The following is a 21,373-nucleotide window of genomic DNA, read 5'->3' as shown; positions in this document are numbered from 1 at the left end:
TGACCACCCCGACGGTCGTAGCCTTTCCTCAGCGTGACCCTGCCTATGAAAGCGAAGCTTCTTTGGATCCTGCCTGTCGCCGCCTTCCTCTCATCCTGTGACCAGAAGGAGGCTGCGGATGCCGCCAAGCCCAAGCCGAAGGCCCACACGGTGGCCGCCAAGCCGAAGCCCAAACCGGTCGAGAGCGAGGCCGCCGCGGAGACTTTAGAGGTTCCGGCAGCCGGGGAAGTCGCCGCCGCAGGAAGCACCCAAGCCGCCCAGACCGAGCCACTGGCACCCGCCACTCCTTCTACGGCCCAGACCGCTCCGGTCGACCCTCTCAACGCCGCGCCTAAGACCCAGGCGGAGCGCGATGCCTACCGTGCCGAACAGCGTGCCAAGCGCACGGCCGAGGCGACCCAGGCAATGGCCAATCGCTTCAAGGAGCAGGATACCAACCACGACGGCATGCTGGCGAAGACTGAAGTCTCCGAGCGTATGCAGCGCTTCTTCGATCGCGCCGACAAGAACAGCGATGGAGTCCTCGATGCCACCGAGCAGCAGGCCATGATGGATGGCATGAGCGAGCGCATGGCCCAAGGCGGCGGCGACCGCGGCGGCCGCAATTTCGGTGGCGGCGCTCAGGGCGGCGGTGGCAACCGCACCGCCGGTGGCGGACGCCGCGGAGGCGGCCGAAACTGACCCCCCAAGCCTCGCCTCAAAAACGGCCCACTGGGTGCGCCGGTCTTCAGTCGGCCGGGGTGTCGAGTTCTGCCCGTCATTTCTCGGGACAGGTGACTCCGTCGCCAAGCCCAATGGAGTGCCGTCTCTCCGAGCGACATTTCACGGGCTGGGTGACGCCGTCGTCCAAGTCGACAAGGAGCTGCGATCGCACTCTCCGCTTGGACAGCCGAAATCTCATCCCGGCTCTTCCTCTACTTTGAAATTTCAAATTTCAAATCGCCCCCCCGCGCCGATCGCCTCACCTTAGTCACTATCGACCTCTACCCCTCCTGCGCGGAGGCATCCCGGCGGGAAAGGAAGGGCCTACGATCGTCGTCGGTTTCTAAGACGGTCTTGCCGCCATCGCCGCGAGCCATCACATGGTAGATCACGCCGGGATACTGGAATCGCAAGGTGCGCGCCCATCGGACCACTTCGGACGAGACAAGAAGCTAAGCATGTTAAAATGCCTACTGACCCGAATGGCACGCGTCCCTCACCTCAAAAGCAATTTCCTAGCAGTCCGCGCATAATCCGGACATAGTCCTAGGCAAAGTCGCCATGAAAGTGCGCTTCTGGGGGACACGCGGATCGATTGCCACGCCAAGCAGCGCGACACTTCGCTATGGCGGCAACACCTCATGCGTGGAGGTGATGTCCGATTTAGGGACCACGATCCTCATTGACGCGGGCACCGGCGCCCATCTGCTCGGCAAGGCCCTGATGGAGCAAGGGCGCGCTGCGCGCGGCCACATCCTCATCTCGCACACGCATTGGGATCATATCCAGGGCCTGCCATTCTTCGCGCCGCTCTTCGTCGCCGACGCCGAATGGCACATTTACGGTCCGCGCGGCATTGGCAAGACGCTCCAGGAGGTGCTCGCCGCGCAGATGGACTATTCATACTTCCCCATCGCGCTGAATGCGTTCACGGCGAAGTTGCATTATCATGAGGTCGTCGAGGGCGCCTTTTCGATCGAGGATATCTGGATCGCCACGCATTATCTCAATCACCCGGCGCTCACGGTCGGCTATCGCCTTGAGGCGGACGGCGCCAGTATGGTTTACGCCTCCGACCATGAACCCCACAATCGGCGCGCGGCGGAAGGTCTCGTGGAAGCCCCCGAAAGCGGCGACGCCGCGCATGTCGAGTTCATGCGCGGCGCCGACCTTGTCATCCATGACACGCAATACACCGCGGCGGAATACCGGACGAAAATTGGTTGGGGCCACAGCACCGTCGAATATGCCGTCGACGTTGCAATCGCCGCCAGGGTCAGGAAGCTCGCGCTTTTCCACCATGATCCCGATCGTAGCGACGACGCGGTGGATCAACTCGTCTCCATCGCCTGCGAACGTGTTGCCACCGCCGGTGACGATTTGAGCGTCGTTGGCGCCGCCGAAGGCAGCGTCATCGAACTGCGCCGCGCGGCCGATGCGATCAAGGCCACGCCATTCCTCCGTTCCAGCCTGGTGCAACCCAGAAGTAGCATCTCCGAGGAACTGGTTTTCATCGCAGGCGTCCCGGCCAAGGATCGCGCCATCCTGACTGCGGCGGCGAAGGCGGACGGCATTCCCAGCGTTTCCGAAGTGGCGATCGGGGATTTGAAGGATGCGGTGCTAAACGGTCGCCCCTCGCTCATCTTCCTCGGTGATGCATTGCCGGACCCCGTCGCGCTTTGTGCCGAGATCCGGGCGCTCCCGGGGGAGGATGCGAAGGAAACGCCAATCATCATCGTCGCCAATCAATCGCAAGTGCCCATCGGCAAAGACCTGCCCACCCTTGTCACCGATTGGCTGACGCGCCCTTACAGCCTGCAATACGCGCGCTCACGCATGCGTGCGTGGCTGATGCGTTCGATGCTGCGCTGGCGCAAGGCAGCACTGCCGCCGGACGAAGAAGAGCGCCTCGCAGCCGTATATCGGCTCGGCCTGCTGGATACGGATGCCGAAGAAAGATTCGATCGCCACGTGCGCATCGCGGCCGCTTCCTTCGCAGCGCCGATTGCGCTGGTATCGCTGATCGACCGGGAGCGGCAGTGGTACAAGGCCCATTACGGATTCGATTTCAGCGAGACCTCGCGCGACATGGGCTTTTGCTCTCACGCCATCCTTCAAAGCGAACCGCTGGTCGTGAACGATGCACTGCGGGACGATCGTTTTGCCGAGAATCCGGTGGTCATTGGTGATCCGCACGTCCGCTTCTATGCGGGAGTCCCCTTGCACGCCGCTGACGGCGCATGCGTCGGCGCGTTTTGCATCGTCGATCATAAGCCAAGAAGCCTGAGCGCCGCGCAGCTGGGCATGTTGAAAGACATCGCGCGGCTCATCGAAGAAGAGCTTGAACCGCGCCCCGCGGAAAAAGCCGACTAGCGAACCGGCGTCAGTTCTGAGTGGCACTCAGTTAAGCGGATTCCGTGGAGCGCCAGCACTGGGAGCGCCAACCGGAGCGTAGCGAAGGTGGTCTGCGACTTCATTCCATCTTCTGCGGACAGCTTTAGCCGGCCCGAATAGTTGGCGAGCTCAAGACACACCCCGCGGCTTCGTTATCTGCGAAGCTGGCTAGGGCCAGCGTAAAGTGCGAGAACTGACTCCATCCAGACGAGAGATGACTACTCGAACCAGATCTCGGAGGTGTGGATGCAGGGCGTGAGGCGGATCGAGCGCGGGGATTTAAATATCGGGGAGCCGGATCTGGAGACGAAGCGGCAGCTGACGAGTCGGCTATTCCTGCGGGACAAGAAAGGAAGCGGATCTCGGAGGGCTAGGATGACATGCGGAAGCGCGGGCTGCCATCGCGGGTTAGGACGGATTCGATGCTGAGGTGCATCATATGCGGGAGCCACATGAGCGGGGCCATCACGGCGGATGCGGTGGAAGGGAGCGAGGTGGGCGAATCGCCTTTCGCGGCGGGGATTGTGACTGGGAGGTAGCAAATGAGCCTACCGTGAGGCTTAAGTTTCGTCCCGATCGAACGCCAAAGCTTGATGCAATGCAAACTCAACCTCATCATCGCTAAAGTGCTCGCGAAGGGAGTCGCAAACTTCATCCTTCGATCTTCCTGCCCGATAAAGGGCATCGGCAGTCGTCGTAGCCCGGTCCAGTCGCTTGTTGCGTTCGAAGATTTCGGCGGCCCTCTCGGCCAGTCCTTTCGACAGATAGTGGTCAACTCCTGCTGGCACGGCTCCTGTTAGGGGCTTTCGTTTCGCCGAGCTGCTTTCTAATGATCTCAGTCTTTTGTCCATGCCGCGGACATGGCCGAGGACTTCCACGAGCATTGTCTTTTCATCGACCTTGGGGTGCTCCGTGGTCTCGGGGGTGCTTTCTACAATTCGTTTGAATTCGGCGGTGAATTCACTCCAGTAAGCTTCGAAGGCTCGGTCGAGAGCAGCGGGCTTGAGCGATCTCTCGCCCAAGCGTGAGTTTATGGTGGAGACCATTTTCCACACCCCTTCACGGTCAGGCGCGACGATGTTGAAAAGGCTGAGTGGCGGGCGAATGGCACTAACTTCCAGGTCACAAGCAAGGATGATCACGCGTTGACTTGTGAGCCCTCGGGCTAGCGCTCCGGATTCGAAAAGGATCCATGGCTTATCGAGGTTTTCCTTGGTCAGGCAGACAATACCCACGGTCACCTCGGTGAGTTGCTCTGAGATGTCTCCGAACCAGGCTGCTCCGCCGTCGATGTGCCGAGTCGAGATCCACGGCTGAACAGCCTGAACAACTGATGGCAGCCAAACATCAAGAAACTCCGCGATTTGCTTACTGCGCTCTCCTGACCAACTGAGGAAGACTTTCATTGTTAGTAAGATGATGCGAAACCGAGCGATCCGTCAATGTACGGGTGTGCGTGGCGGCCAGTGGGTGGAAGTTCTCCGAAGGTGAGATCGTGATCACCGTTCCGCCGGGGGAGACGGTGAGCGGGCATTTCTCAAATCGGACGCGGTTTCGACGGATCAACGGTGGAAGTATGAAAAGATCGTGAGCTACGGGGTTTACCCGGAGTTCTGGTCGATGGGTTCGGCGAGCGGCGGTTACGTGGAGTGATTCCTCGACTTCCACTTCGAAGTCCAGACGATCGCTGGCTTGCTGACATTCGATCAGATCTACGGGACATACCGGCCGAGCAGCATCCCGGGGCCTGCCAGCGCGCTGAGTGTGGGGGGCTTGCCTAACGGGGTGGAGGCGGCGGAGGGGAGGATGCGGATCAGGGGCGGGTAACGGGGGGCTTTGCGAGAGGGGTAGAGAGATATCTTCGAAGGTGAAGGATCCTAATAGGTTCTCTCGTGCTTTCGGTCATCCTCCTTGAGCTTTACTGAGTCGGCAGCTCTTTCGAGGGTGGTGCCGTCATCAAAGTTTAGTTGGACCTTGTAACTGAAGATCCAAGTGTCGAGGCCCATCGGTTGAATCTCTATGACGACGCGAAGCCCGCCCACCTGGGCTCGCGTAATTTCTCCTTGGATGTCGAGTTCTTTCTCGTGTCTGGAGGGGGCCTCGTAATCAGTATCGCCGTCGAAGTCGTTCTTGCTAGCTACAATGCGTTTGTATTTGCCCTTTTCCTTCGTGAAAAGTGTGACCGATATTTTGGTGTCGGCGTCCTTGTCGTCCTCAGCAGGCGTGTCGAAGACAATCTTTGCACTTTTGAGTTTTGCGCCTGAGGTGGTGGCGGTGGAGGGAGGCCTGACGTGGGACGGGGGCTGAACACCGGAGGGGGAGTGGACTAGTGCCGCGACCGCAAGAATAACTAGGGCGGAAAGGATTAGAGTGACCAATCCCATAGCTGTCGCTTTCATGGGCTGAACTCTTCGGATTAATTCGCAGGTTAGGAGGGTTGGCAATGGATGCGGGCGAAAAGGGACAAACTTCGGCGCTGCCTTTCCAAGGCTTTGAAGTCTGGCCGACTTCGCCCGGCACCAGTCATTTCCATTGGGTGGAAGACCTAATAGGTCTTCTCATGCTTGCGGTCATCCTCCTTGAGTTTCACGCCATCGGCGCCCTTTTCGAGGGTCGTGCCGTCAGCAAAGTTTAGCTGAACCTTGTAGTTGAAGATCCAAGTGTCGTTGCCGTTTGTTTGAACCTCAATGACGACGCGAAGTCCGTCCACCTGGGCTCGCGTAATCTCTCCTTGGATATCGAGCTCCTTCTCGTGTTTGGAGGGGTCTTCGTACGTTGTATTGTCGCCGTCGAAGTCTTTCTTGCTGGCTACGATGCGTTTGTATTCGTTGTTCTCCTTTGTGTAGAGCGTGACGGTGATCTTGGTGTCCTTGTCCTTGTCGTCGCCATCAGGCGTGTCGAAGACAATTTTTGCACCTTGGAGTTTCGCATTCGCGTCCTCGGCCAATGCCGCAGGCTGAAGTAGCACGGAGGCTCCGATTGTCATGGTGATGCGGGCAATGAAGGAGATGAGTCCTGATTTCATGGTGTTGCTTTGTTTGTTGCTTCTGCTCCTGATGGTGGAGTCATTTGATTAACCGAACGGAAGACGCCATGATGTCTTTTTTTATTCATCTTGCGAAATTTCATGATGCAAATCGGCTTAACTTTATTTCCCTTTGAGGTTCGGAAATCCTCCCTTTTCAGGGTGAGGTTAATGCATGAGTTTTGAGATATTTTGGATGCTGTTATAAGGAGTTGCGATAGGCTCCGCATGGCGAGATTGCTATGGGCTCGGTGGAGGCGGGGCTGCTCGCGAAAGGGGTGTCCGATGCGTCTGCCGGGGTTCGAGCTGGCCCCCATTCAATCCCACTGGTAGCTGTGGGAGATGGCTAGCGTTCCTGAGAAGATCAGCGGTCTAGGATGGATCTTCAACCGGCCCATGCTCTACGGCGCGAGTCTGGGATTTCTGGTCATCGGGGGCTGCCAGGAAATGCAGGAGGCGATCCGGCACCACGGGCAAGGCTCGGTGTTCTACGAGCGGCCGGATCGTATCGAGAAGGTCGATGAAACATCCTACCGCCGTCACAAGGCTACCAATGCCGGGCTGATGCTAGCGTTTGGTTTGGCTGGGTGGATCTACCTTGCCAAAGCGTATCACAACGAGAGACCGGGGGCCGGCGGTGGGGGGTGACTGGCATGAAACGGGTGAGTCCTTGAATCTTGAATCCGACCCCGCCCCGCCCGTTTCAACCCACCTCCATCCGCCGTTCCTACCCAAGATCCGTCCATGAAAAATGACGCGGCGACACCGCATTCACCTGCTTGGGCGGCCGGGTCGCGCTGATGGCCCTCGTGGCCGCCACCATCTCCTCAAGCATACGCAACTTCTCGCCCAACGGCAGCGCGGCGAGTTGGCAACGGCGTTCCACCTTGCGGGCGGCCAACTGTCGCATGAGTTCGCTCATGGGTTGAATAGGTCTGTTCCCTCACTCCCTCCAATACTCCGCCACCCAAGGCGACGGCAGCACCCGATGATGCAACTTCCCACCGGCGATCCCCGTCACCGCATCCGGCGGATCCGGCTTGCCGTGGAAAACTAGCACCCTTGCGCCCTCCGGCTTCTTCGGCGCGCTCACCAGGTTGAACGGGAAGATCGGGCGGCAGTTGAACTTGAAGCTGCGCACCCATTCCTCCGGCCACCAGTAGCGCTCCTTCATCGCATAAGTCAGGAAAGCCTGCTCGGTCTGGAAGATCGAACGGTCCTGTGCCCGCTCCATCTCGCGGACGAAGGTGTCGTAGATGTATTGGGACTTCCCGGCCTCGAAGCGGAAGATCGAGGAGTTGCCGATCTCCGGACGCTTCTTGAGGATCTGCTTACGGCGTTCGATCCAGTTGTGGATGATGCAGTTCTTTCCCGGCTGGTAGTCGAAGAAACAATCCATCGAACCGAGGATCACGATATCGAGATCCAGGAACAGCGTAGGGCCTTCCAGATTGGCGAAGCCGTCGCGGGTCATCACCAGCTTCAGGAAGACATTCGGCCACTTGGCCTGGGTCACGCCGGGATTTTCCGGGAATGGCAGGGTCTCGATACCTTCCACTAGTCCCTCGGTGTTGTCCGTCAGGCAGACGAAGCGGAAGGGCCGCGAGAGGTGCCGCTGCAGCGAGCGGAACAGAATATTGACGTAGCAAGTGGGGTATCGCTTACCCCACTTCATGCAGATGACGTTAACGGGCGCTCCGGGCATCGGTGGCGGAGAGTAGGTCCACGGCCGGGGAGCCGCAAAGATCGATCTACTGGAATCGGAATCAGGCCTCTTCCTTGAAGGCTTCCGCGCGACCCTTGTTGATGCAAGAAACCAGCCACTGGATCAGTTGGTCGATCTCCGGGCTTTCGCGGCGCAGACCGTCGAGCGCCTGCCAGTCGATATGCTGGCGGGTATGGGCAGCGGCGATCCGGTGCACGTCGAGTCGTTCCATCAGGGCCTCGGTTTCCTTCGGGTGCGCGTTCAGGATGTTCGCCGGGCGCGGCAGGTCATCCAGCATCTGCGGCGTGAGGCCGAAGGAAACCACACCCACACCGAAGGTCGCGTTCAGGTGCCGCAGGCCGTCCGCCAGCGCCTCATCCACCACCGGGGCGGCATAGATCAGTTCGCCACCCTGCGCCCACTGCGAGGCGGAGAGCGCTTGGAAGAAATCCTCGCGGAAGCTGTCGAGCGAGGGTTGGATCCGCAGGCGGGCGGCATGCAGGCGGAAGGGCGGCAGGCCCATCCGCTGCTTGAGAGCGAGCATGGTCGGATCGAGGGTCAACTCGCCGTCCGGCGCGTCACCGGTTTCCCAGTCAACCAGCGCGACTTCCGGGAACTTCCAGAGGTTGCCCAGTGGCGAGCTTTGCGCGAAAGCTTGGCGGAAGACGAAGGGGAAGCGGCCTTCCACATCGTAGTAGCGCATCACCACCGCGCGGAACTTCCGCAGCCGCTCCAGCGCTTGGTCCACCGCTTCATGATCGGCACCGAAGTCATCCAAGCGCCCATGGCTGAGCGCCAGCAGCTCCTGCGCCCCGGTCAGGGCCGGCACCGGCGCAGTGCGGCGGTAGTAGCCCTGGCCCTTCTCCACCTTGGCGATCGGCGAGGCCGGATCGCAGGACATGATCGAGAAATGGTAACGCAGCGAGGCATCCGAATACGCGCCATTGAGCTGCAATCGCGCGAGCCGGATCAACTCGGTTCCCTTGATCGACTCGGCGGGGTTGCTCGGCAACAAGGGCGGGAGGATATCCGTAAGCTGCGTGCGAAGGCTCATCGTGGGTGAAAAAAAACGGGCGCGATTTGGGCGGTGGGCGAATTCCACTTCGCCGTGACACCTTGCATCAAGCACCTAATGGCAGGAATTTGAAAATTCCCGGTCATCCGGGGCGCTCTTTTTGCGAATCCCCGCTTCTGCTTGCAAAAGTAGCATTTCAGGGGATGGTCTTTCCTTAGCCAACCATGAAAGCTTTCCTCGCCGCCGCCACGCTTTTCGCCGCCGTTGCGCCGCTCCACGCCCAAGCCCCGGATGCGGACGCCTTGATCCGCTCGATCCGGCTTTCCGCCACGGTTCAAAAAATGGACCTCAATGGCGTAATCCATAAGGACGGCAGCAAGGATGTCGGGATCAGCATGTTCGTGCGCGAGGGCAACAACCTCCAGTTCTCACTTGGGAACGGCGAGCGCTTCCACATCCGCATGGGGGATGAGAACTGCGAGCTCCTCACCATCGACGGGGACAACAAGACCAGCCGCTTCCCGGTCGCGAAGCTGGCCACTCCCATTGCCGGAACCGACGTCACCTACGAGGACCTCACCCTGCGCTTCCTCTACTGGCAGGGTGCCAAGTTGGAAGGCGAAGAAAAGGTCAACGGTGCCGACTGTTACCGCATCGCCCTGACCAATCCCGGCAAGGATGGGGCCTTTGGCAAGGTCTACGTCTGGGTCCACAAGAGCTACGGTGCCTTTTGGCAAGTCCGCGCCCACGACCGCGCCGGCAATCCGATCAAGGAATTCCAAGTGAACAGCGTGATGCAGGTTCCCGGTGGCAAGGGCTACACGGTGAAGGAAATGCTGGTGAAAACCTTGGAAGACAAGGGCGGCGAATACCGCACCACTTCACGGACCGCCATCAAGTTCAACGACGACGGAGCAAAGGCTCCCAAGGGCTTGCGGAAGTGAGCCGCGCCTAGCGCCCGGCCAGAAACGCGTTCCCCAGTCGCTCACTGCCCACCGTGCTCTCCGGACCATGGCCGGGAAGGAGCACCGTCTCGTCTGGCAGGCTCATCACGCCCGCCTTCAGGGCTGCCAAGGCGGACTGATAAGGCCGGCCCGGGCCGCAGCCGCCCATGGATCCAGCGAACAAAGCGTCCCCGGTCACGCAAAGCGGCAGGCCCAAGCCTTCTACAACGTAGCCCAGAGCTCCCGGGCAGTGCCCCGGCAGATCGATCACGCGCACCGACAACTTGCCCTGCAACCGGGTTTCACCGGGCTTCAAGTCCTTGGGGCCAGCCACGCTCTTGGCCATTTCGCCAAGGCCAGCCAAGCCGCCGGTATGATCTCCGTGCGCGTGGGTGATGAAAACCACGACTTCCCGGACGCCCCGCTCCTCCAGGGCCCAGCGGACATCCAGTCGGCCATCGCCGGCATCAAAGAGAATCTTCCCTCCTGCTCCATCATCCAGCAGCCAGGCGTTTACAGTCTCGTCGTCGAAGGGCAGCTCCAGGCGGCTCACTCCGGTAAGGGGGCAAGCGGGTGGCAGGTAGCCCGGAAGTCCCGCAAGCGCATCCGGGTCAAGGCCCAAGGCCGGCGCCAAGGTCCGCAGGATCTCCTTGTCCACCGGTCCGCGGCTGGAGGCCAGAACGTCCCGTTCAGGCAATCCAGCCCGTGCGGCGGCTGCGGACGGGGCCAAGTCCAGCCCGCGGAGGGCCTTTCGGATCACGTCGGCGGTGCTGTCGTAGAGCATGTTGCGGTGGTCAGGCGAGTTCGCAGGCGAGGCGGATCGCATGGATCATCGAGTCCGCCCGTGCAATGCCCTTGCCGGCAATGTCGAAAGCGGTGCCGTGGTCCGGGCTGGTCCGGGGTTTGGGCAGACCCAAGGTGACATTTACCCCGGTGTCGAAATCCAGCAACTTCAAGGGGATCAGACCTTGGTCATGATACATCGCCAAGACGGCATCGAACTCTCCGTCCGCAGCACGACGGAAAATGGCATCCGGCACATGAGGCCCCGAGAAAACGCCAGGTTGCTCGGCGCTTAAGGCGGCGATCGAGGGGGCGATGACGAGGCTTTCTTCGTTCCCAAAGAGGCCGTTTTCGCCGGCGTGAGGGTTCAGTCCGACGACCGCGATTCGGGGTTCGCGTCTGAAACGGCGCCGGGCGAAGTCGGCAAGAAGGCGTCCGGAGCGCATGATCGCTCCCTTGGTCAGGCTGCTTGAAACGCTCGCTAGTGGGATGTGGATGGTGACGAGCCCAACGCTCAGTGTGGCACCACTCAGGCACATCGTAAAATCTTCACAACCAAATCGATGTGCGAAAAATTCCGTTTGCCCCGGAAATGCGAACCCGGCCCCCTGTAGGCTCGCTTTCGAGACTGGAGCGGTCACTACGGCGACCGCATCGGGGTCCGAGCGCAGGATCGCGACAGAGGATTCCAGTGCGTCGAGTGCCTGTTGTGCCGAGCGGGCATCGGGCTTTCCAGGAACCGCAGCGCGGCTGTCGCCAAGCACTTGAAAGTCAAAGCCAGCGGGCAGGAGACCTGAGTCGAGCGCCTTCGCGACGACCTCGGGACCGACCCCGGCGGGATCGCCGAGGGTGATGAGGACGCGCGGCATCGCTGCTCAGATCTTCCTCTCGATGTTAGCCGAGCGGCGCTTCTTCTCGATCCACTTCTCGTAGGCCGCGGCGGACTTCTTGCGGGTCACGCGGTCCTCGATGCTCTTCTTCACTTCCGGGTCGGAGAGCGATGGGGTGGGACCGTAGGCGATATTGACGATCTTCACGATCGTGAAACCGGCTGGGTCTTCCAAGGGGCCGAGGAGGTCGCCGTCCTTGCCGTTGAAGATGATCGCGGCGAATTCGGGGGCCAAGTCGGTGCGCGGCAGATCCTTTTGGAAACCACCTTCCGCGGCGAAGGCGTCGCGGGAATGGGCTTTCGCGAGATCGGCGATATTGGAGCCGGCCTTCACGTCAGCGGCGATCTGCTCGCCCAGGGCAAGCTGCGTTTCCGGCGTGGCGAGGGGATTTTGAGGATCTTGGCGCGGCAGGAAGATCTTGTAGAAGGTGATCTTGTCCTTGGTCATGTCGCGCATCAGGAGCTTCACCTCGGAGTATTCCTTGGCCATCTCCTTGCTGTCCGGTGGGGCCACCTCGGCGATGTGCTCGGAGCGGATCGCCTGGACGATCAACTGCTCGCGGACCATCTGGGAATAGCCGTCCATGGTCATCCGGGCGCGGGAAAGTTCCTGCTCGAAGGAGGCGCGATTGCCGCCATGTTCCTCGCGGATCTGGCGGTCGATTTCCCGCTTCACCACGTGTTCCGGCAGAGCGGCCCCCTTGGCCTCCATCTGCTTGAACTCGGAAAGGATGATTTCGCGGTCGATCAGCTCTTGGAGGATCTTGTTGCGGGCCTCCAAGACCTGCCGCTCGAATTCGGCGCCGCGGCGGGGAAATTGGGCGGCCAGCTCGGCGTAGATCCGGGCGAGCATGAAGCCGACCTTGTTCTTGGTGATGACCCGGCCGTTGACCTTGGCGGCGATGCCGTTCACCTCGAAGGGGCCCTGTGGCAGCGGAGGCAAAGGCCTGGCGGGAGCGGGAGCAGGGGCTGGCGCAGGATTAGCCTGAGGAGGCTGCTGTGCCGGCAGGAGGCCGGCGCCAGCCATGAGAAAGAGCCAGGCGAGACGTGGTTTCATGGGTGGAACGGTGGCGTTGCGGACGCGGGGGGACTGTTTCCCGTCGCAAGGTCCAATGCAAGCGGCGAAAGGTCCCGCTTCCGTGAAACAAAAATGCCCCATGACCATCTTTCGATGGCCTGGGGCAGGGAAATCCGGGGGGCGTCTTACTTGCGGAGCTCTTCCGCGGCTTTGTCGAGCCCGTCGGCAGCCTTGTCCTTCATGTCTTTGGTGGCGTCCTTGACCTTGGCGGCGGCATCGTCGCCGGCGGCCTTGGCCTTGTCGGCGGCGTCCTTTGTGGCCGCTTTCACGTCCTCGCCCGCCTTTTTCATTTTGTCCGCGGCATCTTGGCCTGCGGCCTTCATTTCTTCCTTGGCCTTGTCGACCTTCTTTTCCGCTTCGGTTTTGTCCGATTCATTGCAGGCGGCAAATGCTAGCGGTAGGGCGGCGATCGCCAGAAGTTGATGGAGTTTCATGGGATGGTTGTTTCGGTTGATGGACCGCGGCCCCGGAAAAAGCAGGGGACCGCAATGTTCCAGTCTAACACGCATTGCGCAGCGGTCAAACTAGCCTCTCTCGTAAATTTGTAGCACTCTCGCCCCATGGATACGGTTCTGGTGCAATGTCCGACCTGCTTCGAGACCTTCGAGGTGGTGATGCCCTCCTTCGACGAATTGCCGACGGAGGTGGACTACGATTGTGAGATCTGCTGTCGGCCGATGATCATCGTTTTTGACGAATCGGGAGCCTTCGCAAGGGGCTTGGGTGACTGAATGCAAAGCACTAATGATTAATTACTAATTTCCAAACCGGAGTGTCGCTGGAGAAGATTTCGATCGTGATGCCGTTCCGGAACTCGGCGGCGACGCTGCCGGAGGCACTGGCGAGTGTGTCTGCGCAGAGTTTCGGGGACTGGGAATTGCTGGCGGTAGATGATCGCTCGACCGACGACTCGGCGGAGATTGTGCGCGAGTTCGCAGCGGGGGACCCGCGGGTGAGGCTGCTGCAGAATGATTCCGGGCGCGGGGTGGTGGGAGCTTCAGAGACTGCGGGGCGGGTTGCACGGGCGGAATGGTTGGCGCGAATGGATTCTGATGATGTGAGCCACCCGGAGCGTCTGGCACGGCAGTGGGCGATGGCACAGGCGCGGCCTGATCTGGATGTGATCGGTTGCGGGGTTGAGATCTTGACTCCGCTGGGAGACGGGATGGCGCGGCATGTGGAGTGGGTGAACTCACTGGCCGAGCCGGAGGCGATCGCCAACGCCCGTTTCATCGAGAACCCGCTGGTCCATCCCAGCGCGCTGATGCGCAAGGCTGCCGTCAACGCGGTGGGCGGCTATCGGGAGGTGCCATGGGCGGAGGATCACGATTTGTGGCTGCGCTTGCTCGAACGCGGCTCGGTCTTTGGGAAGGTGCCGGAAACGCTGCTCGGCTGGCGTGATTCCGCGACGCGGCTGACGCGCAATGATCCGCGCTACGGGGATGTCTTCCGCAACAAGATGCGGGCGCACTTCCTGTCACGCATGCCCCGGATCCGCGAGCATGGCGTGGTGGTCGCGGGCGCCGGGCCGATCGGCAAGGCGATCGCGCAGGAACTGCTGCTGCGCGGGATCGAGGTGAAGGGATTCTACGAGGTCCACCCGCGTCGGATCGGCGAGAAGATCCATGGCGCGGCGGTAGCGGGGCTGGAGGACTTCGGGAAGTGCTGGCGGGAAGCGGTGATGCTCGGCGCGGTGGGAGTGCCGGGGGCGCGGGATGATATCGCAGGGATGGCGCGTGAGGCGGGCTATGTGGATGGCCGGGACTTCTGGGCGCTGTGCTGAAGGTTTTTATTCCGTGTCGTGAACCGGCGATTCCTCGTTTTTGACGGGTAGGGGCGGAGGTGAGGCTATGCCTGACTTGCGGTTGCGTATCTGGATGGCGGCGGCAAAGAAAAGGGCGATGAAGCTCAAGAGCCAGGCAGGGAAGGCGAGGCCGAAGCCATTGATCGGGGTGCCGCTGCCCTCGTTGAAATACCATTCATCGACCCCTAGGGTGAGCAAGCCGATGGGAATGCAGAGTCCCGAGAAAATGAATGCCAAGCGGGGTTTGTGAAAACGGCAGGCGAGAAGTCCGGCAAAATAGACGGGGTTTGCGAACCACGGGAAATCACCGGTGAGCATGCCCCACCAGCCCCAGCACAGCAGTGTGTAACCGCGGACCGCGGGTTGATGGACGAACCGCAAGGCCGGCAGGGCCAGCGAGACCCCAAAGAGGACGAGGGATGCAATCAGGAGAGTGCGGGCGGCCATCAGCTGTCCTCGTGGAGTAACAGGTGAGGTCCCGGGCAGACGAGCCGAAAGGCAGACTCAAGGCAGGTCCAGCTTTGCTTCGGGCGTGACCTTGGAGACCCTGAAGACAAGGGGTGCCCCGGAAGCTTCCGTTCTGAGTTCGTAGTAGCCTGGGAAACCCCGCCAGCGGGCGGTGCCGTCTTTGTCAGTGGTGAGCGTCACTTCCGTGGCCCAGCGGCGGCCGAGCCATTCTTCCAAGACTTCGCCGCGCTTGCGGATCGACCAGTCGCGGTTCCATGACGCGGCTTCTGCCTTCCAGTGACTGCCTTCCCAGAATCCCCAGAGGAGGAAGCTGGAGTAGGCGGGGTGGCTGAAGCAGGCGATCAGGGCATCGCGGGTGTAGTCCGCGGCGAGGTCCTCGTCGGCTTGGGTGACGATGTCGTATTCGGTGACCGCTTGGCGCGGGACCACGGCGGCGAAGCGATCGGTGGTGGCGAGAAGTTCCTCTGGCGAGGGCAGGAAGCTTTCGTCGAAGTGGGATTGGTTGCCGAGGCCATCAATGCGGAGGCCGTCGCGCTTGAAGGCTGCGAGGTAGTTGTAGGTCTCATCCGCTTGGCGGCCGGGGCGGAAGATCTGGTCTTCGTTCACGAAGAAGGGCAGGGGGCTGCGACTCCGGGCTGCGGCGTAGACTTCGCGGTCGATCGTCTCCAAGCCGGGGATTTTGGTAAGCAGTTCGGCACCGCTCCATGCGACCGGGTGATTGATCACGTCCCATTCGACGACGCGATTGCCGGCGAAGGCGAGGCGCTCTTCCATCGTGCCGAGGACGTGCTTGCGGATTGCCGCGACATCGGTCTGGCCGGCGAGGTTCGGCGGCACGGCGACTTGCATGAGGTAGTGGCCGCGGATGGAGATGTTTCGCTCCGCAAGCCAAGTGAAGGCACGGTCGAGCTTCTGCTTGTGCTCTTCCTTGCCCTCGGCTTCCGGTTCCCAGCCGAAGTCCTTGAGATCATTCTCGAAGACGATCTGGCTGAAGAGCCGGTCGACGATCTCGCGGTAGCGGCGGGCATCCTCGGTATCGGCTGTTAGAAGGTCGGCGGTGACGGCGGAACCGAAGCCGAACTCGTGACGGCGCAGCTTGAGGGTGATGCGGGCATTGGCGAGCGGCTTGCCGTCGGGTCCGGTGACGCGGACGCTGAAGTCCGACTTGCGTTGCTTCTCGATGCGATCAAGAGCAGCCTTGCGCCATGGTGCATCGGGCTCGCGGCCGGCATAGCTGCGGCGGATGCGTGGGAACTTGCTGATATCGGTTCCCGCGGGATAGCGGAAGACCCGGGCGGATTGGATCTCCACGCTCTGGGCTTTGCCTGCGCAGAGGAAGGTGAGGACCGCGCCGCCTTGAGGGATCTCCGCGGTGATCGTGAAAAGGACCGGGAGTTCTTGAAAGGTGGAGCTTAGCTCTAGGCCGGTCGTGGCAGCAGCAGGGGTGTAGGGCGCTTTGCCGAGTTGAAGTTTGGCCTCGATGCTGGCCTTGCCTTGGGTAGCTCGGGCCTTGACCAGGGCGAGCACCGTCTCGCCGGGAGCAAGGGCTTCGGCAGGACAGTCCAAGGCGACTTGTGCGGCGTAGGCCTTGGCTTCGTCCGGCTTGGTGATCACGACTTTCCAGCCTCCGTTGTCGATCTTGCTGACCGTGCCGCAGGCAGGATCGGCGTAAGCTTTCAGCTCGCTGGCAAGGGCTAGATCGCTGCCTCCAGGTGGCGCTGCGATGTCAGCGGCAGCCGAGGCGATAGCGAACCAAGCGCAGATCAGTCGCAGTGCGAGCTTCCTCATCAGGCCCGGAGGCTAGGCGAGGGGGAAGACCGTGCAAGAAGAGGGACTGGCATGGGGCCGCCCGACTCAGTCATGCAGCGATCCCGTGAGGGCCATGACGAAGAGTCCCGCGTACATGCCGAGGGGTGGCAGCAGGACGAAGACGAAGCCTGCCCACATCGCGAAGCGATGGAAGCAGGTGCGCTCTGGGCGGGTCGCAAGAAGGATCGATAAGACCATGAGCGCAATCGGGGCCGCGATGATCAGCAGCAGCATGCAGCTTGCGGCGAGGCCCGAGGGCGAGAGCAGGAAGGCAAGAGCCCAACCGCCCAAGGTGCCGAACAGGAAGAAGAAGGCCAAGCGTGGCGGGCGCGGGATTGCCGCCCGATTCATCCGCCGCAAGACCAAGGCATAGGCCACGGGAAATATCATGGCGGCGAGAGCCAGGAGTATCCAGTGGACGATGGTGTCATTCATGGGCTGCCGCCAGCCTGAGCGGTGGCGGCGCGGGGTTCAAGCCCGCCTCAGTTCGTGATTACGATCCGCATGAAGCCATTCTGGCCGCTGCCCACGGGCAGGGTGGCGGTGCGGATGCCGCTGGCATCGGGCTCCGAGAGGGTGAGGCCTGTGGCATCCCAGCCTTGGAGATCGAGGCTGCCTTGCACGGAGTAGGTGATGCCTTCGGCATTGCCGTGGAAGCTGAGCGTGAGATAGCCGCCATCGAGCACCGGCTTGGGCAGGCTGTTGGCGAGGTTCTGGTTGGGATCGAGGCCGAGGGCGTAGGCCATGAGCAGGCTGACGCCGTCATTGTTCGGATCCGAGTTGAGGTCGGTGCCGCTGCTGAAGCCATTCTGGGTGAGCCAGGTGTTGATTGCGGTCTGGCCGGAACCGATCACCTGTGCCGGGTAGCCTTGCCAGGTGGGGGTGGTGAAGCCGGTGCTGGCGGCGTAGAAGTAGACCGTGAAGCCGCTGGCAGTGCCCGCGAAGACGTTGGTGCTCATTGTCGGCGCATTGCCCTTGAAGGTCGCCTGCTGCAGGCTGGTGCTGTAGTGGAAGGCATCGGCACCGATGGTCGTGAGAGTCGCCGGCAAGGTCACGGCGCTGAGCGCGGAGCAGCCGCCGAAAGCCCAAGCTCCGATGGCGGTGACGCCTTCCGGGATCGTGAGGCTGGTCAGGCCGCTGGCGTAGTAGAGGGCATCCTGGGCGATGTTGGTGACGCTCGCGGGCAGGGTCACGCTGGTAAGGTCATCGCAGTGGGCGAGCGCGCCCTCGGCCAAGGCTGTGACACTGGGCGGGATGGTGTAGCTGCCGCCCAGGCCCGCGGGGCAGAGCAGGAGCGTGCTGCCAGCCTTGTTGAAGAGCACGCCATTCGTGCTGCTGAAGTTGGGGTTCGCAGCGGCGACGGTGATGGAACTCAGGCCGCTGCAACCATCGAGGGCCTGGCTGCCGATGCTGGCCAGCGAGGCATTGATCGCGAAGCTGGTGATACCACTGCAGCCTTGGAATGCTGTATCGCCCAGAGATGTGAGCGAGGATGGCAAGGTCATTCCTGTTAGAGAGGCGCAATTGGCAAAGGCTGAGTAGCCGACCGAAGTGATGCCGGAGGGCAGGCTGAGCGTGGCGAGTGATCGGCACTCGCTGCAGAGTTGGCCGGGAATACCTGTGACTCCGCTGGGGATCGCCAGCGCGGTGAGGCTGCGGCAGTTCAGGAAGGTCGACTCACCCAGGTTGCTCAGGCTGGTGGGCAGGGTGAGTGAGTTGAGGCTGCGGCAATCGGTGAAGGCGCTGTCGCCGATACTCGTGACCGTCGAGGGAATCGTTGCCGACGTCAGGCTGGCGCAGCCACTGAACAATCCCGTCGGCAGGGCGGTGGTTCCGCTGGGCAGGCTGATCGAAGTCAGACCGGTGCAGCCTTGGAAGGCGTTCGCGCCGAGCTTGGTGACGCTGGCCCCGGAAGCGAAGCTGATGCTGGTGATGCCGGTGCGATCCTTGAAGGCGGAGCGGCCGATCTCCGTGACCGTGTAGCCGCCGAGGGTGGCGGGCACGCTGACTGCACCACTGGGCTCGGCGGAGAAACCGGTGATGGTGGTTTTGCTGTTCTCCGTCGTGAAGGTGAAGCTCTGGGCTATGGCGCTCTGGGCGAAGACCACCCAAACCGCGGCGAGAGAGAGAAGCTTGTTCATGTCCGTGGCGGTCGTGGGTTATTGGACGGTGGTAACGATTGCGGTCGGATTGAAGGTCTTCAGCGTGGTGCCGCCGGTGACGGTCGCGCCGGTGTAATAGCCGTGGAATTCCGTGCCGCCGGTGACAGTGGCGCCACTGATGATCGAGTAGGTGGTGCCCGAGACGAGGCCCGCATTGCTGATCAGCATGGTCATCGGGGTGGTCCCGCCGCCACCTGGGCCGCCACCGCCGGCGGCGTAGGTGCGCGGGATCTTGTAAACCAGATTTGTGCCGCTTGCGGAGGTGATGTGCAGGATCGTGTTGGCGGTGCCGGTGCCCTTGTAGAGGACTGTGCGCTGGGTGCTGCTGGCGGTGGTCGGCGTGCTGGTAGCGCCGCCGGTGCCGATCAGGGTGCCGCCGGTGACAGCGAAGTTATTCTGGTCGCAGTCGAAGCCTTCTTCCGGGGCGCTGGCACCGGAGCTGATGATGGTGCCGCCGCTGATCGCGAAGGTGCCGTTCGAGTCGATGCCGTCGTTGTTGCTGGCGTAGGAGTAGATCAAGCCGCCGGTGATGGCGATCTTGGTCGCGGCGTTGATGCCGTCATCGTAGGAGTTGATCTCCACGATGCCACCGTTGATCGTCAGGGTGGCCTTGCTCTCCATGGCCTCACTGCCGTTGGTGGTGGTAGTGCCCTTGTAGGTGCCACCATTCATGGTCAGGTTGCCGTCGGCCTTGAGGGCCTTTGCATTCATGTAGTCCGAACCGGAGACCAGCACCCGCGCACCGCTGACGCTGGCGGTGATCAGCGGCGTGGCGGTGATGCCAGCGGTGCCGATGGTGACCACGCCATCGCCACTGATGGCGTCCGCGCCGCCCCCGGTGCTGGTGGCGGTGATGCTGCCGCCGGTGATACTCAGGGTGCCATCCGCCTTGATGCAATCGGCCGAGGCCATGTCGGTGGCGTTCGACGAATTGGTGAAGGTGGCCGAGTTCGCGCCGTTGTTAGTGAGATTGAGAGTGCCGCCGGAAATCGTCAGGTTGCCATCCGCAGAGATGCCCTTCCCGGCGATGCCGCTGTGGGTCATGGTGATATTGCCTGCGGTGATGGCGATGGTGCTATCGCTCTTCATCGCGGTGCAGTAGACGGGATTGTAGGTGCTGGCAGTGACGTTTTCCTGGACCACGCCGCCAGACATGGTGAAGGTGCTGCTGCCGCCGCCGACCGTCATGACACCGGTGCTCTTGAAGCCCTTGCCCTGGCCGCCCTTCACGGTGAGGGCGAGGGTGCCGCCATTGACTGCGAGGGTGCTGTTCGTGGCCAGGCAATCGCCGGAGGCACCATCGGTGGTGAGGGTCAGATTGCCGCCACCCACCGTAAGGGCGAGGTCCGAAGACAGACAGTCGCCACCGATCCCGGTGCTGCGCGCGATGACCGTTCCGGAGCTGATGGTGAGCGTGCCATCCGCATCGATGCAATCGGCGGAGGCAGTATCCGTGGCACCGAGCGAATTGGTGAAAGAGGCCGAGCGCGCACCGCTGGTGAAGACGTCCACAGTGCCGCCATTGATCGCGACATTCCCATCTGCGGAGATGCCTTTGCCCGCGAGACCGGTGTGGGTGATGGTGACGCTGCCGCCGCCCACGGTCAGGTTGCCATCGCACTTCACGCCGGTGCAGTAGGAGGGATCGACGTAGGTGGTGACGTCGGTGACCGTTTCCAGATAAACCGCGCCGGCAAGATTGCAGGCCAAGGTGCCGCCATTGATGGCGATGTCGGACTTACCGGAGATGCCCTTGGACTGCACGCCATTGACGGTCAGGTTGAGGTTGCCGCCGTTGATGGTGATCAGGCCCTCGCAACCCATCGCCTTGGTGTCGTCCACCAGGCTGCGGATGTTGATGCTGCCGCCATTGACCTGGATCGCGCCGGAGTCGCCATCGATGCCATCGCCTGTGGCGGTGAGATCGAGGGAGCCTTGGTCCATGCGGAAGAGAGTCTTCGAGTGGATGGCGTCCTTCACGGCGGAGCTGACCTTCACATCGCCGCCCATGCAGCGGATGTAGCTGCCGCCGTAAATGGCGTGGGACTTCACTCCGGCGACGCTGAGGCTACCCTTGCCGCTGAGGATCATCGGGCCGCTGGTGTAGAGCGTGCCGGAGCCGCTGCGGGTGTAGGTGCTGCCGTCCGTCAGTGAGTTCGTGCTGCCATTCGCAGTGACCACGAAATTCCGCGCGGCCGAGATCATCGAAAGCGCCGGGCCGGTGCTGCTGGTGAGATTGACCCCATTGAGGGTGACCTTGGAGGCGTAAGTGCTGGTGATCTGCACATAGCCATTCGCCGAGGTGCCGGAGAGGACATACTGGACGCCCTCCATGGCAGAGCTGATCGCGATGCTGGCGGTATTGGCACCGTAGCTGATGGTGACGCCCGCGCCGTTCGTCACGGTGGAGGAGTCGCCGCTGAAGACGATCGTGACAGTTTTGCTGTAGTCGGAGTCCTCAATGCGGTCCCGATCCGCGGCTGTCACGGCGGCGGGGGCAGCGGAGAGAATCAGGCAAGTCGCACGGGCGATCAGGTTTCTTGCGGTCATCGTTTCAGGCCGCACCCTAGGTTTGTGACAATTAAGCCACGATTA

General features: G+C 61.8%; 21 protein-coding genes. 6 read left to right on the top strand and 15 right to left on the bottom strand.

The window, feature by feature from the left end; all coding sequences use genetic code 11:
- Positions 1 to 45 precede the first annotated feature (45 nt).
- Together BV071_RS32365 and BV071_RS02370 are read left to right on the top strand one after the other, a co-directional pair.
- A complete protein-coding gene (locus BV071_RS32365) occupies positions 46 to 681 on the top strand; it encodes a hypothetical protein (protein ID WP_052572780.1) in 636 nt (211 codons plus the stop codon).
- A gap of 582 nt (positions 682 to 1,263) precedes the next feature.
- The gene (locus tag BV071_RS02370) at positions 1,264 to 3,075 is read left to right on the top strand and encodes an MBL fold metallo-hydrolase (protein WP_035601455.1); all 1,812 of its coding nucleotides are present in this window, start codon (positions 1,264 to 1,266) and stop codon (positions 3,073 to 3,075) included.
- Positions 3,076 to 3,656: 581 nt separating this feature from the next.
- Here the strand turns inward: BV071_RS02370 and BV071_RS02365 are convergent.
- The 3 genes from BV071_RS02365 to BV071_RS02355 form a co-directional block, all read right to left on the bottom strand.
- Positions 3,657 to 4,502, bottom strand: a complete 846-nt coding sequence (locus BV071_RS02365) for a TIR domain-containing protein (protein ID WP_052572779.1) — start codon at positions 4,500 to 4,502, stop codon at positions 3,657 to 3,659.
- Positions 4,503 to 4,973: 471 nt separating this feature from the next.
- Positions 4,974 to 5,495 (bottom strand): hypothetical protein, encoded by a 522-nt coding sequence (locus BV071_RS02360; RefSeq protein ID WP_035601453.1) that lies wholly within the window; start codon positions 5,493 to 5,495, stop codon positions 4,974 to 4,976.
- Positions 5,496 to 5,641: 146 nt separating this feature from the next.
- Positions 5,642 to 6,121, bottom strand: a complete 480-nt coding sequence (locus tag BV071_RS02355) for a hypothetical protein (RefSeq protein ID WP_265593974.1) — start codon at positions 6,119 to 6,121, stop codon at positions 5,642 to 5,644.
- A 342-nt stretch (positions 6,122 to 6,463) separates the two neighbouring features.
- Here BV071_RS02355 and BV071_RS02350 point away from each other — a divergent pair, with 342 nt between their 5' ends.
- Positions 6,464 to 6,769 (top strand): hypothetical protein, encoded by a 306-nt coding sequence (locus BV071_RS02350; RefSeq protein WP_035601448.1) that lies wholly within the window; start codon positions 6,464 to 6,466, stop codon positions 6,767 to 6,769.
- 79 nt (positions 6,770 to 6,848) lie between these two features.
- On the opposite strand, the gene BV071_RS02345 is transcribed toward BV071_RS02350, so the two are convergent.
- The 3 genes from BV071_RS02345 to BV071_RS02335 form a co-directional block, all read right to left on the bottom strand.
- The gene (locus BV071_RS02345; RefSeq protein ID WP_035601445.1) at positions 6,849 to 7,043 is read right to left on the bottom strand and encodes a hypothetical protein; all 195 of its coding nucleotides are present in this window, start codon (positions 7,041 to 7,043) and stop codon (positions 6,849 to 6,851) included.
- Between the two features lie 21 nt (positions 7,044 to 7,064).
- Positions 7,065 to 7,796: a hypothetical protein gene (locus BV071_RS02340; protein WP_265593973.1), complete on the bottom strand. Its 732-nt coding sequence runs from the start codon at positions 7,794 to 7,796 to the stop codon at positions 7,065 to 7,067.
- Between the two features lie 91 nt (positions 7,797 to 7,887).
- Positions 7,888 to 8,880 (bottom strand): hypothetical protein, encoded by a 993-nt coding sequence (locus tag BV071_RS02335; protein WP_052572778.1) that lies wholly within the window; start codon positions 8,878 to 8,880, stop codon positions 7,888 to 7,890.
- Between the two features lie 185 nt (positions 8,881 to 9,065).
- Here BV071_RS02335 and BV071_RS02330 point away from each other — a divergent pair, with 185 nt between their 5' ends.
- Positions 9,066 to 9,785, top strand: coding sequence for an outer membrane lipoprotein-sorting protein (locus tag BV071_RS02330; protein ID WP_035601442.1), 720 nt, complete (start codon positions 9,066 to 9,068; stop codon positions 9,783 to 9,785).
- Between the two features lie 7 nt (positions 9,786 to 9,792).
- On the opposite strand, the gene BV071_RS32360 is transcribed toward BV071_RS02330, so the two are convergent.
- The 4 genes from BV071_RS32360 to BV071_RS02310 all read right to left on the bottom strand — a co-directional run bounded on the left by BV071_RS32360 (position 9,793) and on the right by BV071_RS02310 (position 12,969).
- Positions 9,793 to 10,611, bottom strand: coding sequence for an MBL fold metallo-hydrolase (locus BV071_RS32360; protein WP_052572777.1), 819 nt, complete (start codon positions 10,609 to 10,611; stop codon positions 9,793 to 9,795).
- Positions 10,580 to 11,437 (bottom strand): 4-hydroxythreonine-4-phosphate dehydrogenase PdxA, encoded by an 858-nt coding sequence (gene pdxA, locus BV071_RS02320; RefSeq protein WP_035601440.1) that lies wholly within the window; start codon positions 11,435 to 11,437, stop codon positions 10,580 to 10,582. The genes BV071_RS32360 and pdxA overlap by 32 nt, the downstream gene beginning before the upstream one ends.
- Before the next feature lie 6 nt (positions 11,438 to 11,443).
- Entirely contained in the window at positions 11,444 to 12,514 is a 1,071-nt protein-coding gene (locus tag BV071_RS02315; protein ID WP_265593972.1) for a SurA N-terminal domain-containing protein, read from the bottom strand.
- 146 nt (positions 12,515 to 12,660) lie between these two features.
- Complete coding sequence (locus tag BV071_RS02310; protein WP_052572776.1) at positions 12,661 to 12,969, bottom strand: hypothetical protein; 309 nt, start codon at positions 12,967 to 12,969, stop codon at positions 12,661 to 12,663.
- 126 nt (positions 12,970 to 13,095) lie between these two features.
- Between BV071_RS02310 and BV071_RS34160 the strand changes: the two genes are divergently transcribed.
- Both BV071_RS34160 and BV071_RS02305 read left to right on the top strand, forming a co-directional pair.
- Positions 13,096 to 13,266 carry a CPXCG motif-containing cysteine-rich protein gene (locus BV071_RS34160; protein WP_081885733.1) on the top strand — a complete coding sequence of 57 codons (171 nt, stop codon included), beginning with the start codon at positions 13,096 to 13,098 and terminating at the stop codon, positions 13,264 to 13,266.
- Between the two features lie 68 nt (positions 13,267 to 13,334).
- Positions 13,335 to 14,318: a glycosyltransferase gene (locus BV071_RS02305; RefSeq protein WP_265593971.1), complete on the top strand. Its 984-nt coding sequence runs from the start codon at positions 13,335 to 13,337 to the stop codon at positions 14,316 to 14,318.
- 6 nt (positions 14,319 to 14,324) lie between these two features.
- Here BV071_RS02305 and BV071_RS02300 read toward each other — a convergent pair whose 3' ends face one another.
- From BV071_RS02300 to BV071_RS32350, 5 genes are all read right to left on the bottom strand, one after another.
- Positions 14,325 to 14,786, bottom strand: a complete 462-nt coding sequence (locus BV071_RS02300; RefSeq protein ID WP_052572775.1) for a hypothetical protein — start codon at positions 14,784 to 14,786, stop codon at positions 14,325 to 14,327.
- 57 nt (positions 14,787 to 14,843) lie between these two features.
- Positions 14,844 to 16,595 (bottom strand): endo-1,4-beta-xylanase, encoded by a 1,752-nt coding sequence (locus BV071_RS02295; RefSeq protein ID WP_035601435.1) that lies wholly within the window; start codon positions 16,593 to 16,595, stop codon positions 14,844 to 14,846.
- A gap of 66 nt (positions 16,596 to 16,661) precedes the next feature.
- Complete coding sequence (locus BV071_RS02290; RefSeq protein WP_035601433.1) at positions 16,662 to 17,051, bottom strand: hypothetical protein; 390 nt, start codon at positions 17,049 to 17,051, stop codon at positions 16,662 to 16,664.
- Between the two features lie 47 nt (positions 17,052 to 17,098).
- Positions 17,099 to 18,757 carry a leucine-rich repeat domain-containing protein gene (locus tag BV071_RS32355; protein WP_052572774.1) on the bottom strand — a complete coding sequence of 553 codons (1,659 nt, stop codon included), beginning with the start codon at positions 18,755 to 18,757 and terminating at the stop codon, positions 17,099 to 17,101.
- 18 nt (positions 18,758 to 18,775) lie between these two features.
- Entirely contained in the window at positions 18,776 to 21,328 is a 2,553-nt protein-coding gene (locus BV071_RS32350) for a carbohydrate-binding domain-containing protein (protein WP_052572773.1), read from the bottom strand.
- Positions 21,329 to 21,373 lie beyond the last annotated feature (45 nt).

Source organism: Haloferula sp. BvORR071 (assembly GCF_000739615.1).
Classification (GTDB): domain Bacteria; phylum Verrucomicrobiota; class Verrucomicrobiia; order Verrucomicrobiales; family Akkermansiaceae; genus Haloferula.
The sequence above is the reverse complement of the archived record's forward strand: the minus strand, read 5'-3'. Positions and strand labels throughout refer to the sequence as shown.

Bases quoted from the DNA above. Each gene is read 5' to 3' on its own strand.
- BV071_RS32365 (WP_052572780.1), top strand. From the start codon at position 46: ATGAAAGCGAAGCTTCTTTGGATCCTGCCTGTCGCCGCCTTCCTCTCA.
- BV071_RS02370 (WP_035601455.1), top strand. From the start codon at position 1,264: ATGAAAGTGCGCTTCTGGGGGACACGCGGATCGATTGCCACGCCAAGC.
- BV071_RS02365 (WP_052572779.1), bottom strand. From the start codon at position 4,502: ATGAAAGTCTTCCTCAGTTGGTCAGGAGAGCGCAGTAAGCAAATCGCG.
- BV071_RS02360 (WP_035601453.1), bottom strand. From the start codon at position 5,495: ATGAAAGCGACAGCTATGGGATTGGTCACTCTAATCCTTTCCGCCCTA.
- BV071_RS02355 (WP_265593974.1), bottom strand. From the start codon at position 6,121: ATGAAATCAGGACTCATCTCCTTCATTGCCCGCATCACCATGACAATC.
- BV071_RS02350 (WP_035601448.1), top strand. From the start codon at position 6,464: ATGGCTAGCGTTCCTGAGAAGATCAGCGGTCTAGGATGGATCTTCAAC.
- BV071_RS02345 (WP_035601445.1), bottom strand. From the start codon at position 7,043: ATGAGCGAACTCATGCGACAGTTGGCCGCCCGCAAGGTGGAACGCCGT.
- BV071_RS02340 (WP_265593973.1), bottom strand. From the start codon at position 7,796: ATGAAGTGGGGTAAGCGATACCCCACTTGCTACGTCAATATTCTGTTC.
- BV071_RS02335 (WP_052572778.1), bottom strand. From the start codon at position 8,880: ATGAGCCTTCGCACGCAGCTTACGGATATCCTCCCGCCCTTGTTGCCG.
- BV071_RS02330 (WP_035601442.1), top strand. From the start codon at position 9,066: ATGAAAGCTTTCCTCGCCGCCGCCACGCTTTTCGCCGCCGTTGCGCCG.
- BV071_RS32360 (WP_052572777.1), bottom strand. From the start codon at position 10,611: ATGCGATCCGCCTCGCCTGCGAACTCGCCTGACCACCGCAACATGCTC.
- pdxA (WP_035601440.1), bottom strand. From the start codon at position 11,437: ATGCCGCGCGTCCTCATCACCCTCGGCGATCCCGCCGGGGTCGGTCCC.
- BV071_RS02315 (WP_265593972.1), bottom strand. From the start codon at position 12,514: ATGAAACCACGTCTCGCCTGGCTCTTTCTCATGGCTGGCGCCGGCCTC.
- BV071_RS02310 (WP_052572776.1), bottom strand. From the start codon at position 12,969: ATGAAACTCCATCAACTTCTGGCGATCGCCGCCCTACCGCTAGCATTT.
- BV071_RS34160 (WP_081885733.1), top strand. From the start codon at position 13,096: ATGGATACGGTTCTGGTGCAATGTCCGACCTGCTTCGAGACCTTCGAG.
- BV071_RS02305 (WP_265593971.1), top strand. From the start codon at position 13,335: ATGCCGTTCCGGAACTCGGCGGCGACGCTGCCGGAGGCACTGGCGAGT.
- BV071_RS02300 (WP_052572775.1), bottom strand. From the start codon at position 14,786: ATGGCCGCCCGCACTCTCCTGATTGCATCCCTCGTCCTCTTTGGGGTC.
- BV071_RS02295 (WP_035601435.1), bottom strand. From the start codon at position 16,595: ATGAGGAAGCTCGCACTGCGACTGATCTGCGCTTGGTTCGCTATCGCC.
- BV071_RS02290 (WP_035601433.1), bottom strand. From the start codon at position 17,051: ATGAATGACACCATCGTCCACTGGATACTCCTGGCTCTCGCCGCCATG.
- BV071_RS32355 (WP_052572774.1), bottom strand. From the start codon at position 18,757: ATGAACAAGCTTCTCTCTCTCGCCGCGGTTTGGGTGGTCTTCGCCCAG.
- BV071_RS32350 (WP_052572773.1), bottom strand. From the start codon at position 21,328: ATGACCGCAAGAAACCTGATCGCCCGTGCGACTTGCCTGATTCTCTCC.